The organism is Streptomyces sp. NPDC005151 (assembly GCF_053599875.1).
Genome location: NZ_JBSFYR010000007.1, coordinates 78,565 through 91,618, shown reverse-complemented (window position 1 = coordinate 91,618; position 13,054 = coordinate 78,565). Strand labels below are relative to the sequence as shown.

The 13,054-nt window shown below is 71.5% G+C and carries 12 protein-coding genes; 5 read left to right on the top strand and 7 right to left on the bottom strand.

The genetic code is table 11. The features are described from left to right. Positions 1-37 precede the first annotated feature (37 nt). Complete coding sequence (eda, locus tag ACWD6R_RS06325) at positions 38-661, top strand: bifunctional 4-hydroxy-2-oxoglutarate aldolase/2-dehydro-3-deoxy-phosphogluconate aldolase (protein ID WP_451817663.1); 624 nt, start codon at positions 38-40, stop codon at positions 659-661. 313 nt (positions 662-974) lie between these two features. On the opposite strand, the gene ACWD6R_RS06320 is transcribed toward eda, so the two are convergent. The 4 genes from ACWD6R_RS06320 to ACWD6R_RS06305 form a co-directional block, all read right to left on the bottom strand. Continuing rightward, entirely contained in the window at positions 975-2,201 is a 1,227-nt protein-coding gene (locus tag ACWD6R_RS06320; RefSeq protein WP_451817662.1) for a bifunctional RNase H/acid phosphatase, read from the bottom strand. Next, complete coding sequence (locus tag ACWD6R_RS06315) at positions 2,201-2,944, bottom strand: zinc ribbon domain-containing protein (RefSeq protein ID WP_451817717.1); 744 nt, start codon at positions 2,942-2,944, stop codon at positions 2,201-2,203. The genes ACWD6R_RS06320 and ACWD6R_RS06315 overlap by 1 nt, the downstream gene beginning before the upstream one ends. Beyond that, positions 2,941-3,786 carry a Nif3-like dinuclear metal center hexameric protein gene (locus ACWD6R_RS06310; RefSeq protein ID WP_451817661.1) on the bottom strand — a complete coding sequence of 282 codons (846 nt, stop codon included), beginning with the start codon at positions 3,784-3,786 and terminating at the stop codon, positions 2,941-2,943. Before ACWD6R_RS06310 ends, ACWD6R_RS06315 begins: the two co-directional genes overlap by 4 nt. A 109-nt stretch (positions 3,787-3,895) precedes the next feature. Beyond that, positions 3,896-4,939 (bottom strand): ABC transporter substrate-binding protein, encoded by a 1,044-nt coding sequence (locus tag ACWD6R_RS06305; protein ID WP_451817660.1) that lies wholly within the window; start codon positions 4,937-4,939, stop codon positions 3,896-3,898. A 204-nt stretch (positions 4,940-5,143) separates the two neighbouring features. On the opposite strand from ACWD6R_RS06305, the gene ACWD6R_RS06300 reads away from it, so the two are divergent. After that, a complete protein-coding gene (locus ACWD6R_RS06300; RefSeq protein WP_451817659.1) occupies positions 5,144-6,475 on the top strand; it encodes a hypothetical protein in 1,332 nt (443 codons plus the stop codon). 401 nt (positions 6,476-6,876) lie between these two features. On the opposite strand, the gene ACWD6R_RS06295 is transcribed toward ACWD6R_RS06300, so the two are convergent. Genes ACWD6R_RS06295 through ACWD6R_RS06285 form a run of 3 tightly spaced genes read right to left on the bottom strand, consistent with a single transcriptional unit; the run spans position 6,877 to position 9,838 of the window. Then, positions 6,877-7,824, bottom strand: coding sequence for a 3-oxoacyl-ACP reductase (locus ACWD6R_RS06295; protein WP_451817658.1), 948 nt, complete (start codon positions 7,822-7,824; stop codon positions 6,877-6,879). 34 nt (positions 7,825-7,858) lie between these two features. After that, positions 7,859-8,935 (bottom strand): Zn-dependent alcohol dehydrogenase, encoded by a 1,077-nt coding sequence (locus tag ACWD6R_RS06290; RefSeq protein WP_451817657.1) that lies wholly within the window; start codon positions 8,933-8,935, stop codon positions 7,859-7,861. 30 nt (positions 8,936-8,965) lie between these two features. After that, positions 8,966-9,838, bottom strand: a complete 873-nt coding sequence (locus tag ACWD6R_RS06285) for a MaoC/PaaZ C-terminal domain-containing protein (RefSeq protein ID WP_451817656.1) — start codon at positions 9,836-9,838, stop codon at positions 8,966-8,968. A gap of 308 nt (positions 9,839-10,146) precedes the next feature. Here ACWD6R_RS06285 and ACWD6R_RS06280 point away from each other — a divergent pair, with 308 nt between their 5' ends. From ACWD6R_RS06280 to ACWD6R_RS06270, 3 genes are read left to right on the top strand one after another with little or no spacing between them, the layout of a single operon-like run. Then, positions 10,147-11,097: an ABC transporter ATP-binding protein gene (locus ACWD6R_RS06280; protein WP_451817655.1), complete on the top strand. Its 951-nt coding sequence runs from the start codon at positions 10,147-10,149 to the stop codon at positions 11,095-11,097. Beyond that, on the top strand, positions 11,097-11,819 hold the full coding sequence (locus tag ACWD6R_RS06275) for an ABC transporter permease (RefSeq protein ID WP_451817654.1): 723 nt from the start codon (positions 11,097-11,099) through the stop codon (positions 11,817-11,819). Before ACWD6R_RS06280 ends, ACWD6R_RS06275 begins: the two co-directional genes overlap by 1 nt. Further along, entirely contained in the window at positions 11,816-13,051 is a 1,236-nt protein-coding gene (locus ACWD6R_RS06270; RefSeq protein ID WP_451817653.1) for a sensor histidine kinase, read from the top strand. The genes ACWD6R_RS06275 and ACWD6R_RS06270 overlap by 4 nt, the downstream gene beginning before the upstream one ends. Positions 13,052-13,054: the final 3 nt, after the last annotated feature.

The following is a 13,054-nucleotide window of genomic DNA, read 5'->3' as shown; positions in this document are numbered from 1 at the left end:
GTTGCGTACTGTGCGGTGGGCGCGGCAGGATGAGGCCATGACCTCCTCCTCTGTGCTGGACCTCGCCCCCGTAGTCCCCGTAGTCGTCCTGGAGGACGCCGCCGACGCGGTGCCGCTCGCCCGGGCCCTGGTCGCGGGCGGGCTCCCGGCCATCGAGGTGACGCTGCGGACGGCGGCGGCACCGGACGCGATCAAGGCGATCGCGGCGGAGGTACCGGATGCGGTGGTGGGCGCGGGCACGGTGATCTCCGCGCAGAACGTCGCCGACACGGTGGCGGCCGGGGCCCGGTTCCTGGTCAGCCCAGGCTGGACGGATGTGCTGCTGGACGCGATGAAGGGGTCGGGGGTGCCGTTCCTGCCGGGCGTCTCGACGACGTCCGAGGTCGTGGCGCTGCTGGAGCGCGGGGTCACCGAGATGAAGTTCTTCCCGGCGGAGGCGGCGGGTGGCACGGCGTACCTCAAGGCGCTGTCCGCACCGCTCCCCCAGGCCCGGTTCTGTCCGACGGGCGGCATCTCGCTCGCGTCGGCTCCGTCGTATCTGGCACTGCCGAACGTCGGATGCGTGGGCGGCAGTTGGATGGTGCCGGGGGATGCGGTGGCTGCGAGGGACTGGGCGCGGGTGGAGCGGCTGGCGGGCGAGGCGGCGGCGCTGCGCGGCTGATTCCCCTCCCCGCCCCTTCCCGAACCGGGGCTCCGCCCCGGACGCCCGTAGGTGCTGACGGGGGTCCGGAGTACCCCGTACCCCGGGGAAGCGGCGGCTTCGCGCCGCGGGGAACCGCTCCGTCGCCCCCGGCGAGAGCGGCACCGCACGCTGCGCGGGGCCGCCCCCTGCTGGAGCGGGAGCCCGCAGCCTGCTTCGCGCAGCGGCAGCTTCGCACCACGCGGGAACCACCCCTGCGGCAGCGACAGCCTCGCGCCGTTCCCCGGGGCGCCACCACCAGGGGCGGCAGAATCCGGGGCGCGGCTTCCGCTTTCTACCGGAGGTGCGACGTGTCGTTCAGCAGCCGCAGTGACGCATTGCCGTCCGCGTAGTACGCCACCGCCGACAGCGACGCCGCCGAGAGTTCCATGCGGAACAGGGACTCCGGTGGGGCGCCCAGGGCCAGGCGGACCAGGGTCTTGATCGGGGTCACGTGCGTGACCAGGAGCACCGTGCGGCCCGCGTAGCGGGTGGTCAGGCGGTCGCGGGTGGACGAGACCCGGCGGGCCACCTCGGCGAAGCTCTCGCCGCCGCCCGTGGGGGGCGTCCTCGTGGAGGCGAGCCAGGCGTCCAGGTCGGGGCCGTACCGTTCACGGACCTCGGCGAACGTCAGGCCTTCCCAGGCACCGAAGTCCGTCTCGCGCAGGCCTTCCTCGATCTCGACGGTCAGGCCCAGGCGCGCGGCCACCGTCGCCGCCGTTTCGCGGCAGCGGCGCAGGGGTGAGCTGACGATCTCCTGGATGGTGCCGCGGGCCGCGAGGGACTCGGCCACGCGCTCCGCCTGGTGGCGGCCGGCCGCCGAGAGTTCGGGGTCGGTGCCGCCACTGCCGGAGAACCGTTTCTCGGGGGTGAGGGCGGTCTCGCCGTGGCGGAGCAGGACGAACGTCGCGGGCGCAGCCATGTCGGGGGTGGCGCCCCAGCCGACCTGTGGGGTGGCCGCGGGTTCACGGCGGGTGGACATCGCCGCCCGTGCCTTCGCGGCGCCTGCCGCCGCGTCCCCGGGAGGACCGGAGACCGGGGGCAGGTCGAGTGCGGCCGTCGACGCCGACGGCTCCCACTGCTTGCCTCGCTTGCCCGCGTCCATCGCCTCGTTGGCGAGCCGGTCCGCGTGCTTGTTCTTCTCGCGCGGGATCCACTCGTACGTGACGGCGGACGCCGGAAGGATCCGGGCCGCCTCCGCCGCGAGCGGCTTCATGTCGGGGTGCTTGATCTTCCAGCGGCCCGACATCTGTTCCACGACCAGCTTGGAGTCCATCCGGACGCGCACCCGCAGCGCACCGTCCGCCGACGCGTCCGGCACCAGCGCCTTCGCGGCCTTCAGACCCGCGATGAGGCCCTTGTACTCGGCCACGTTGTTCGTCGCGATGCCGATGTACTCGGCGGCCTCGGCGAGCGTCTCCCCCGTGACCGCGTCGATCACGACCGCGCCGTACCCGGCGGGCCCCGGGTTTCCCCGGGAGCCGCCGTCGGCCTCGATGACGAACTGGCGCGGCTCCGTCATTACAGGCCCGATTCCGCCGTACGGACCAGGATGCGGTGGCAGTTCTCGCAGCGCAGCACCGTGTCCGGGGACGCCGCCTTCACGTCGTTGACCTCGGTGATGTTCAGCTCCAGCCGGCAGCCCTCGCAACGGCGCTGGTAGAGCCGGGCGGCGCCGACCCCGCCCGACTGGGCGCGGAGCTTGTCGTAGAGCTTGAGGAGGTCGGCCGGTACGGAGGCGGCGACGAGTTCGCGCTGCTTCGTGACGGTCGCGGCCTCCTCGTCGAGCTCCCGCGTCGCGGTGTCCCGGCGGGCGGTCGCGTCGTCGACCTTGGCCTGGACGGCGGAGACCCGTGCGGTCAGCTCGGTGACGCGCTCCTGTGCGGACTCGCGGCGCTCCATGACTTCGAGGACGACGTCCTCCAGGTCACCCTGGCGCTTGGCCAGCGAGGTGATCTCACGCTGCAGGCTCTCCAGGTCCTTCGGCGAGGCGACCGCGCCGGAGTCCAGGCGCTGCTGGTCGCGGACGGCGCGCTGGCGCACCAGGTCGACGTCCTGCTCCGCCTTGGTCTGCTCGCGGGCGGTGTCGCTCTCCTCGGTCTGCGAGGCGACCAGCAGGTCACGCAGTTGTGCGAGGTCGGCGGTGAGCGAGTCGATCTCGGTGTGCTCGGGCAGCGACTTGCGCTTGTGGGCGAGCTGCGACAGCCGTACGTCCAGGGCCTGGACGTCGAGAAGTCGGATCTGGTCGGCGGGCGCGGCGTTCAGTTGGGGGCTCCAGAAGAGTGGTGGGTGGTCCAGGGGTCGGTGACCTGCTTCGAGACATGGACCCGCAGGCCCCATCCGTGGCGGTCGGAAATCGCGTCGAGCTGCGCCGCGGCCTGCTCGCACCAGGGCCATTCGGTGGCCCAGTGCGCGGCGTCGATCAGGCCGATCGGAGACTGCTGAACGGCCTCGGAGGCCGGGTGGTGGCGCAGATCGGCGGTGAGGAAGGCGTCGACACCCGCGGCGCGCACGGCGTCAAAAAGGCCGTCGCCGGAGCCACCGCTGACCGCGACGGTACGCACGAGCGCGTCCGGGTCGCCGGCCATGCGGATGCCCTGCGCGGTGGCGGGCAGCCGGGCGGCGGCGCGGGCGGCGAAGTCGCGGAGGGTCTCGGGGTGGTCGAGTTCGCAGATCCGGCCGAGGCCGCGATGGCCCTTGGAATCGGTCGGGTCGGGTACGAGGGGCCCGGTGACCCGCAGGTCGAGGGCGCCGGCGAGGGCGTCGGAGACCCCTGGGTCGGCGGTGTCGGCGTTGGTGTGCGCGACGTGCAGGGCGATGTCGTGCTTGATGAGGGTGTGCACGACCCGGCCCTTGAAGGTGTCGGCCGCGACCGTCGTCGTACCCCGCAGATAGAGGGGGTGGTGGGTGACGATCAGCTGGGCTCCGAGTCCGACCGCCTCGTCGGCGACCTCCTGGACCGGGTCGACGGCGAAGAGCACGCGGTCGACTTCGGCGGCCGGGTTGTCCACGTCTCCGCAGACCGTTCCGACCGCGTCCCATCCTTCGGCCCGCTCGGGAGGCCAGAGGGCGTCGAGCGCGGTGAGGACTTCAGACAGACGGGGCACGGAGGAAAGGCTACCTTCCGTCCGTGCCCCGTTGCCCATGGCTGAGGCGACCCGTGAGGGCCGGGCGACAGCCGGTTACGTATCGTTACGCGCAGTTCTGCCCGGCCGGCTACTTGACCAGGTCGGCGCGGAGGTCGTCGAGGACCAGGTTCGCCGCGGTGACGCCGAGGCCGAGGTACCAGGTCTCGTCCGGGACGTCCTTCGCCCGGCCCTCCTTGACCGCCTTCAGGTTCTTCCACAGCGGGTTGGACTGTGCGGTGTCGCGCTTGGTCGCCTTCGCGTCGCCGTAGACGCCGGTGAAGATCCAGTCGGCGTCCGCCTCGTCGATCTTCTCGGGGCTGATCTCGGCGGCGAGGTCGTCGATCTGCTGGTTCTTGGGCCGCGGCAGACCTGCGTCCTCAAGGATCGTGCCGATGAACGACGCCTTCGCGTAGAGGCGGATGCGGTCCGGCAGGTAGCGGACCATGGAGATGGTCGGCTTGTCGGGGCCGATGTCCTCGCCGAGCTTGGCGGCCTTCTTCTCGTACGCGTCGAGCTGGCTCTTCGCCTTGGCCGTCTTGTCCAGCGCCGCGGCGTTGAGAAGGTAGTTCTCCTTCCAGGTGAAGCCCGGACGGATGGAGAACACGGTCGGCGCGATCCTGGAGAGCTGGTCGTACTTGTCGGCGGCGCGCAGCTGGCTGCCGAGGATCAGGTCCGGCTTCAGGCCCGCGATCGCCTCGAGGTTGAGGTTGTTGATCGTGCCGACGCTCGATGGGCTGCCCGCGTCCTTTTTCAGGTACGAGGGAATGGCCTCGTCGCCCTCGGAGGGGGCGTAGCCGACGGGCTTCACACCCAGCGAGACGACGTTGTCGAACTCGCCGACGTCCAGCACGACGACCCGCTTCGGGGCGGACTTCAGCTCGGTCTTGCCCATGGCGTGGGTGAGGGTCCGGGGGAACTGGCCCGCCGCGGCATCCGTCCCGTACCCGGCCGTCTTCTTCGCCGCGTCGCCGAAGTCCTTGCCGCCCGTCGCCACGGCCGCCTTCTTGTCGCCGCCGGCGGACGTGGCCGAGTCGCCCGCCTTTCCGCTGTCGTCGCTGCCGCAGGCGGAGAGAGCGAGGGCGGCGGCCACTGCCAGGCCGACCGCTGCGGTGCTGCGGCGTCGTATGGACATCACGTGGTCACTTACTCCAGTTGAGAGACTCACAGGATTACTTAGGGATGCCTAACCTTAGCTAGACGCTCCATCAGGAGCACAACCGCCCCCTCACTCTCAGGTGAATCCGGGCATCACCACCCTTATGTGTGAAGTGGTGGTTCTCGTGTTGTTCGGCAGGAAGTGCGAAAACTAGCTTCGGTTGCCGGAGGTGACGAGTCGATGACTGCCTGTGCCATCGAGGGTGAGACGGTCGGGGCCGCCGCGACGGCGGATCCCGCGTCCGGAGAAGCGGAAGACCCCGGGGGCCCGGACGAGCCGGAGCAGCGGGGCGGGCTCATCGAGCCCGGCGAGCGGGGCGAGTCCGGCGAGCCGGGTATCCCCGACGGACCCGGCAATTCCGTCGGGCCGGGCGGAGCTGCTGCCGCCGGGGCCGGCACGTTCACCATCACCGCCGACGGCTCGTACGCGGCGCGGCTCACGCTCGCCGGGCAGGCGCCTGACGCCGCCTGGTTCCCCGAGCGCTGGACGCTCGACGGGCACGAGCCGTACGCCGTGCCGCTCCCCCTCAACCAGCCCGAGGAGCCGGACTCCGACGTGCTGCCGCTCGCCGACGGCCGGGTGTTGATCCGGCGGCGGGTGGCGGACCGGCACGCCTTCTCCTTGCTCTACCCGACGGGCCCCGGCACCGGCGAACTGCCCCTCGGCGCCCTTGAGTACACCGACGACACCCCCCTGACCCTGTTGCCGCCGTCGCCGGACGGTGCGAGCGCGTACGCACTGTCGGCCGGTGAACGCTCCACCGCTGTCTGGCTGGTGGCGGGCGGGGCGTTCGGGCCGGAACAGGTAGCCGAGGTACCGGGACGATGCTCCGGCGGGGTCTGGCTGGACCGGGCGGGGCGGATGCTGGCCCTGGACCGGGAGCCCGTGGGCGGCGGTCCGGTGAAGGCGGTCGCCGTGGATCTGGACCGGGGCGGCGAGGTGTCGCCGCTGCTGCAGATCACACCGGACAGCAACGACCGTCTGCTGCTCGCCGATGCGGACAGCGGGCTGCTGCTGATCCGTTCCGATGCGCCGGGCCACGACCGGCTCGGCTGGGGGGTGCTCGGCAGCTGCCTGCCGGTGCGCTTCCCGGAGTGTCTGCGTCCGGCGGATGTCGCGGTGACGCCGTTCGCCGTACAGCCCGGGCAGATGCTGATGCCGGAGAGTTGTGCGGTGGCGCTGCGGATCGACGGGGCGGCCGGCAGCTGGGTCGGGGTGTGGCGTCCGGCGGGGCGCAGGCTGCACCAACTCGCCGCCCCGGAAGGATGGTTGGCCGGGTCCGGGTTGTGGACCCGGGACGGCTTCCTCAAGCTCCCGTACGCCGGCCGGGACGCGCCGTGCGGGGTGGCCCTGTTGCAGGCGCCGGAGGACGGGGAACGCGGCGCCGGGCCTGCGTGGACGGCGGTCGCGGAAAGCGGTATGCAACCGTCCGCGGCTGCCACGCCTCTTCCCGTGTGCAAGCCGGTTCCACTGGGCCAGGCGCCTCTCGTGGGGCGCACGGCACCTGGTTAAATTCTGGGCAGGGGCCAGGGGGCACCCCTACTAGCCGATGGGCGCGGTTGCCGACGGTGACCGTGTCGGGTGGTGGTGGCGCGATGGTCCCGGTGACACACACGTAAGCGATCACAACGGGGGACTTCCCACATGTCTGAAGCCCGAACCGACACGACCCAGAAGCGCCCGCCGGGGGCGGACGCCGCACGGGCCGACGCCGACGGCTCCGGAAAGCACCGAGGGGGTGTGTCGATGGAGAGCACGGGCGGGCAGCCGCACGGTCGCCACCGGCGCCCCGCCGAGGGGGGCAGCAGAGCGGCCTGACCGCAACGGAAATCAACGAGGGAACGAGTGAAGGAAGGGCCTCCGCAGCGCTGTTCGGCTGCGGAGGCCCTTCCTTGTGTGCTGCCACCCGGAGGTCAGCCCCGCTTCAGTCCCAGTACCTCCGCCGCCGCGAACGTCTCGTTCGGCGGACGCTCCGCGTAGTACGGGGAGATCAGTTCGTCCAGCTCGTCGAAGGAGAACGTCTCCTTGGACGAGTCGAACTTCGCGGCCACCCGGGGACGTTCGACGACCGCGACCATCCCGCCGTGCACCACGAGCAGCTGGCCGTTGACCTTGGCGGCCGCCGGCGAGGCCAGATAGCCGACCAGCGGGGAGACGTGTTCGGGGGCCAGCGCGTCGAGCCGGCCGTCCGCCGGCTCCTCGAATCCCGCGAAGACGTCCTCCGTCATCCGGGTGCGGGCCCGCGGGCAGATGGCGTTGGCGGTGACGCCGTACCTGGCCAGGGCCAGGGCCGTCGAGGTGGTGAGGCCGACGATGCCGCCCTTGGCCGCCGCATAGTTCGGCTGGCCCGCCGAGCCCGCCAGGAACGCTTCCGACGAGGTGTTGATGATCCGGCCGTAGACCGGGCCGCCGGACTCCTTGGAGCGCGCGCGCCAGTGGGCCGCGGCGAAGTGCGTGGTGTTGAAGTGGCCCTTGAGATGCACCCGGATGACGGAGTCCCACTCGTCCTCGGTCATCGAGAAGACCATCCGGTCGCGCAGGATGCCCGCGTTGTTGACCAGGATGTCGAGCGTGCCGTACGTGCTGACGGCCAGCTCCACCAGGGCGCGGGCCTGCTCGTGGTCGGAGACGTCGCCGAGGTGGGCGACGGCCCTGCCGCCCGCCGCGCGGATCTCCTCGGCGACCTCCTCGGCGGGGGTCGCGGATGCCTCGCCGGAGCCGTCGCGGCCCGGCTGCCCGTAGTCGTTGACGACGACGGCCGCGCCGAGCCCCGCCAGTTCCAGCGCTTCGGCGCGCCCGAGGCCGCGGCCCGCGCCCGTGACGATCGCGGACAGCCCGTCCAGGGGAAGGGGTTGTGACATCGGAATCCCGGAGTCCTCTCGGAAGCGGCGGCGGTCAGAGTTCGATGCAGGTACGGAGGGACTCGCCGGTCCTCATCTGGCCGAGGGCGTCGTTGATCCCGGCCAGCTGCACCCGGTGGGTGATCATCGATTCGAGGTCGATCCGGCCCGCCCGCCAGAGCGCGATGGCCCGTTCGTAGGAGCGGAGCACGTCCCCTCCCCCGTACATCGAGGGCAGGATCCGCTTCTCGTCGAAGAACAGCTCGAACATGTTGACCTGGAAGTTGTCGTCCATCGCGCCTGCGCCGACGATGCAGAGCGTGCCGCCTCGCCGGGTGTTCTCGTACGCCGTGCGGGCCGTCGCCGACTTGCCGACGACCTCGAAGACGTAGTCGAAGCCCTCGCCGCCGGTGATCCGCTGCTTGGCGTCGGCGAGCTCGTCGGGCGAGACCGCCTCGGTCGCGCCGAACCGGAGTGCCGCCTCGCGCCGGGACGCGACCGGGTCGACGGCGACGATCTGAGCGGCGCCCTGGACCCTGGCCCCCTGGATGGTGGAGATACCGACGCCGCCGCAGCCGATCACAGCGACCGACGAACCTGCCTGCACCTGCGCGGTGTTGATCGCGGCGCCGAGTCCGGTGGTCACCCCGCAGCCGATCAGTGCGGCGATCTCGAACGGCACGTCGTCGGGGATCGGCACCGCGCAGCCCGCGTCGACGACGACCTCCTCGGTGAAGGTGCCGGTCCCGGCGAAGCCGAACACATCGCCGCCCGGGCGCTTGAAGTTGGGTGTGCCCGCGTTCATGAACCCGGCCAGGCAGAGCTGTGTCTGGCCGCGTCGGCAGGCGGGACACGCCCCGCAGGCGGGCAGCCAGCAGACCAGCACCCGGTCCCCCGCGCTCAGTCCGGTCACGCCGTCGCCGATGTCGAGGACCTCACCGGCGCCCTCGTGGCCCGGGATGAAGGGGGCGGGCTGCGGCAGCACGCCGCTCATCGCCGAGACGTCGGAGTGGCACAGCCCGGTGGCCCGGATGCGGAGCTTGACCTTGCCCGGGCCGAAGCCCACCGCCTCGACGTCGTCGAGGACTTCCAGTTTGTCCTGACCTATCTCGTGCAGTACGGCTGCGCGCATGGTGCGGCTCCCCTCAGGTCGTTGCGTGATTCAGAAGTGTTCGACGAGCGTGTCGGCCAGGACCGGCGCGTCGTCCCGCTCGGCGGCGGTCACGGCCACCTGGAGGCGGCCGTCCCCGGCCCACATCCGGATGCGGAGGGTTTCGCCGGGGAAGACCACCCCGGCGAAACGGGTGCTGTATGCGCCGATCCGGGCCACGTCACCGTCGAGCAGCGTGTCGGCCACGGCCTTGAGCGTCATGCCGTAGGTGCACAGACCGTGCAGGATCGGCCGGTCGAAGCCGGCCAGCTCGGCGAACTCGGGGTCGGCGTGCAGCGGGTTCCAGTCCCCGGAGAGCCGGTAGAGCAGCGCCTGGTCCTTCCGGATAGTCCGCTCGACCACCCGGTCGGGTGCCCGGTCGGGGAGCGCGAGCCGCTCGGACGGGCCGCGCTCGCCGCCGAAGCCGCCCTCGCCGCGGACGAAGATCTGGGCGTCGTTGGTCCACAGCGGGCCGTCGTCGTCGGCGGCCTCGGTGCGCAGGACGAGGACGGCCGCCTTGCCCTTGTCGTACACGGCGGCGACCTTCGATGTCTGCACGGCCCTGCCCTTCACCGGGATCGGCCGGTGCACCCGTACGGTCTGTCCGCCATGGAGCACGGCGGCGAGGTCGACGTCGATCCCGGGCGAGGACAGTCCGCCGACAACACCCATGCCGGCGCCTGCGACGGTGGCGAAGCTGGGCAGGACATGGAGCCGGGACTCCAGGGTGTAGCGCAGCTCGTCGGGGTCGGTGGCGGGGCTGTGTCTGTCCGGGTTCGTGGCCGCGCCGAGTCCGAGGTGGTAGAGCTGGATGTCCTTGTGGTCCCAGCCGATCTCTGCGGTCCGGGGGGCGGCGGCGATCGCCTTTGCGGCATCAATGGGCATGGGGGAGCTGCTCCTTGATGGTGGGAAGACCTCGGCGCGGCCGTCCGCACCGTCGGCCGCACCGAGGTCGTGCGGGACCGGCCGCCACGCCTGTTCTAGAACGCGTTCTAGCCGGTTGGCCCTATGTATAACGCAGCTCCCAGTAGTTGTGAAGACTGCTGACGTCTCGTCAGATTCAGTTCCTGGCAGGCGATCAGGCGCCCGCCGGGGGCCGTTCAGGCGCCCACCCGGGCCATGACATTTGTCATCGCGGAGTCCGTACAAGCGCCTCTGCCGGGGTGCGGGCCCGGCTCCGTACCGTCAATGTCATGGAAAAGACAACGGGGAGCGGGCCCGCGGTGGTCTTCACCGGGGCAGTCAAGACCTTCGGCCGGGCGGAGCGGACCGTGCGGGCCGTCGACGGGATCGATCTGACCGTCGAGCGCGGCGAAACCGTCGCACTGCTCGGCCGCAACGGCGCGGGCAAGTCCACCGCCATCAGTCTGCTGCTCGGTCTGAACGAGCCGGACTCCGGAGGTGTGCAGCTGCTCGGCTCCACCCCCGAGCAGGCGGTACGGGCCGGCCGGGTCGGCGCCATGCTGCAGGACGGGCGGCCGATCCCCCGGGTCACCGTCCGCGAACTGATCAGGTTCGTCGCCTCCACCTACCCCAGCCCGATGCCGGTCCCCGAATCGCTGGCCCTGGCGGGCGTCTCCGCGTACGCCGACCGGCGCATCGACAAGCTCTCCGGCGGGCAGATCCAGCGCGTCCGGTTCGCCGTCGCACTCGCCGGCAACCCGGAGCTGGTCGTCCTGGACGAGCCGACCGCCGCCCTGGACGTCGAGGCCCGGCGGGCGTTCTGGAACTCCATGCGCGCCTACGCCCGGCGCGGCAACACGGTCCTCTTCTCCACGCACTACCTGGAGGAGGCCGACGAGAACGCCGACCGGATCGTCGTCATCGACCACGGCCGGATCGTCGCGGACGGGAGCGCCGACACGATCAGGGGCTCGGCCAGCAGCAGTCTCGTCTCCTTCGACCTGGCGGGCCGGCCGACCGAGGGCCTGGAGCTGCTGCCCGGCGTCGTCACCGTCGAGGTGTCCGGGGACCGGGCGCTGCTGCACACCGACGATTCGGACGCCACCGTCATGGAGTTGGCCCGCCTCGGCACGATCCGTGGCCTCCAGGTCTCCCGGGCCACGCTGGAGGACGCGTTCCTCGCCCTCACCGCACCGGCCGCCGCAGCACCCGCAACCGATTCCGAGAGGGAGACCGTGTGATGTTCCGCTACATCGTGCTCGAAGTGCGCAGGACCCTGCGTGACGGCTTCTTCCTGATCTTCGGGACCGGGATGCCGGTAGTGATGTATCTGCTCTTCACCAACATCGGCGGGGGCGATGGCGTCGACGGCTGGAAGACGGCGTCGATGGTCGGCATGGCCGCGTACGGTGCGCTGGGCTCCGCCATGTCGATCGGTACGGGGGTCGCCTCCGACAAGACGCTCGGCTGGCTTCAACAGCTGCGGGTCACCCCGCTCGCCCCTTCCCGGGCGGTCGTGGGCCGGGCGATCAGCGGTTCGGTGACCGTCCTGCCGACGATCGTGACGGTGCTGCTGGCCGGCGGACTGCTCAACGGGGTGCGGCTGGACGCCTGGCAGTGGATCGCACTGGCACTGCTGCTGTGGATCGGTGCGCTGCCGTTCACCCTGCTCGGCCTCGGCAACGGCTACCGGCTCACCCCGCAGGGCACCGGAGTCGTCAACGTGGCCTGTCTGATGGGCTTCGCGATCGTCGGCGGGCTGTGGTTCCCGCTGGACCTGCTTCCCGAATGGCTGCGTTCCATCGGCAGGTTCACGCCCGCCAACCGGTTCGCCGACCTGGGCTGGGCGACCACGGACGGCCACGCGCCCTCCGCCGGAACGATCGCCGTGCTCGCCGGGTGGCTCCTGCTGTTCGGTGCGTACGCCGTCGTCTCGTACCGTCGGTCCGCGAGGACCGTGTGACAGGAGCGAGCACGTCCCGGAACGGATCAGGAACGTGGCGGGAACGCCGCAGGCGGCACCGCGAGGAGGGGCGCCCCGGCCCGCCCGGACCGTACTCGCTGCTGCCCTGGCTGCTGATGGGACTCGGCGCCTTCTCCAACCTCTTCCAGGGGAGGGCCCCGAACCCCTGGATCGGCGGTCTCGGGCTGCTTGTCTTCAACTCCCTCTACATCTCCGTGGTGTTCCGGGGGTTCGACAAGAAGAAGCGCGAGAGCCCCGTGTCGTACGTGCTGCTCGCCGTGATGGCCGTGGTCACGTTCGGGCTGGCGATCGGGTACGGCGGCAGCTGGCTGCTGTTCTTCCCCCTGCTCTCGTTGGCCTGCGGCGTCATCCTGCGCCACCGGCAGCTGATACTCAGCCTGTTGGGCCTCGCGGCCGTCGCCGGCCTCGTCGCCGTCTGGCGCGGGGACAACGCCTCGGACCCGTGGACCATCGGATACGGCACCTTCATCTCGGGCGCGGTGACCGCCGCGATCCTCACCCTGTCGGAGACCGTGATGGAACTGCAGGCCACCCGGCAGGAACTGGCCCGCACCGCCGTGGAGAAGGAACGGCTCCGCTTCTCCCGCGATCTGCACGATCTGCTGGGACACACGCTCTCGGTGATCGTCGTCAAGTCGGAGGCCGCGCGCCGGATCGCGCCGCGCGACATGGACGCGGCGCTCCTCCAGGTCGCGGACATCGAGTCTGTCGGCCGCCAGGCCCTCACCGAGATCCGTGAGGCCGTCACCGGCTACCGCGAGGGGAGCCTCGCCACCGAACTGGACCGGGCCCGGTCCGCACTGACCGCCGCCGCGATCGAACCGGTGCTCCGCCGCTCGGGACCGCCGCTCGCACCGCAGACCGAGGCGCTGCTCGGCTGGGTGGTACGGGAGGCCGTCACCAATGTCATACGCCACTCCAACGCCACCACCTGCTCGTTCGTCGTCGACGGCACACCCGAACGGGTCCGGCTGACGGTCACGGACGACGGCTGCGGACCGGCCCCGGACGCACCGGCCACGCCCGGCATCGGCGGCACCGGACTGACCGGCCTGACCGAGCGCCTCGCCGCGGCGGGCGGTTCGCTCCGGGCGGGCCCGGGGCCGGAGCGCGGCTTCGTGCTCACCGCGGAACTGCCGGTGGACGGGCCGGATCCGGCGGACGAGGATGCGGCCGCCGGATCCGCCCCGAGCCATACGCTGGGCCTGTGAACG

Excerpts from the sequence above, each read along its gene's own strand:
- eda (WP_451817663.1), top strand. The coding sequence starts at position 38 with ATGACCTCCTCCTCTGTGCTGGACCTCGCCCCCGTAGTCCCCGTAGTC.
- ACWD6R_RS06320 (WP_451817662.1), bottom strand. The coding sequence starts at position 2,201 with ATGACGGAGCCGCGCCAGTTCGTCATCGAGGCCGACGGCGGCTCCCGG.
- ACWD6R_RS06305 (WP_451817660.1), bottom strand. The coding sequence starts at position 4,939 with ATGTCCATACGACGCCGCAGCACCGCAGCGGTCGGCCTGGCAGTGGCC.
- ACWD6R_RS06300 (WP_451817659.1), top strand. The coding sequence starts at position 5,144 with ATGACTGCCTGTGCCATCGAGGGTGAGACGGTCGGGGCCGCCGCGACG.
- ACWD6R_RS06295 (WP_451817658.1), bottom strand. The coding sequence starts at position 7,824 with ATGTCACAACCCCTTCCCCTGGACGGGCTGTCCGCGATCGTCACGGGC.
- ACWD6R_RS06290 (WP_451817657.1), bottom strand. The coding sequence starts at position 8,935 with ATGCGCGCAGCCGTACTGCACGAGATAGGTCAGGACAAACTGGAAGTC.
- ACWD6R_RS06285 (WP_451817656.1), bottom strand. The coding sequence starts at position 9,838 with ATGCCCATTGATGCCGCAAAGGCGATCGCCGCCGCCCCCCGGACCGCA.
- ACWD6R_RS06280 (WP_451817655.1), top strand. The coding sequence starts at position 10,147 with ATGGAAAAGACAACGGGGAGCGGGCCCGCGGTGGTCTTCACCGGGGCA.
- ACWD6R_RS06275 (WP_451817654.1), top strand. The coding sequence starts at position 11,097 with ATGTTCCGCTACATCGTGCTCGAAGTGCGCAGGACCCTGCGTGACGGC.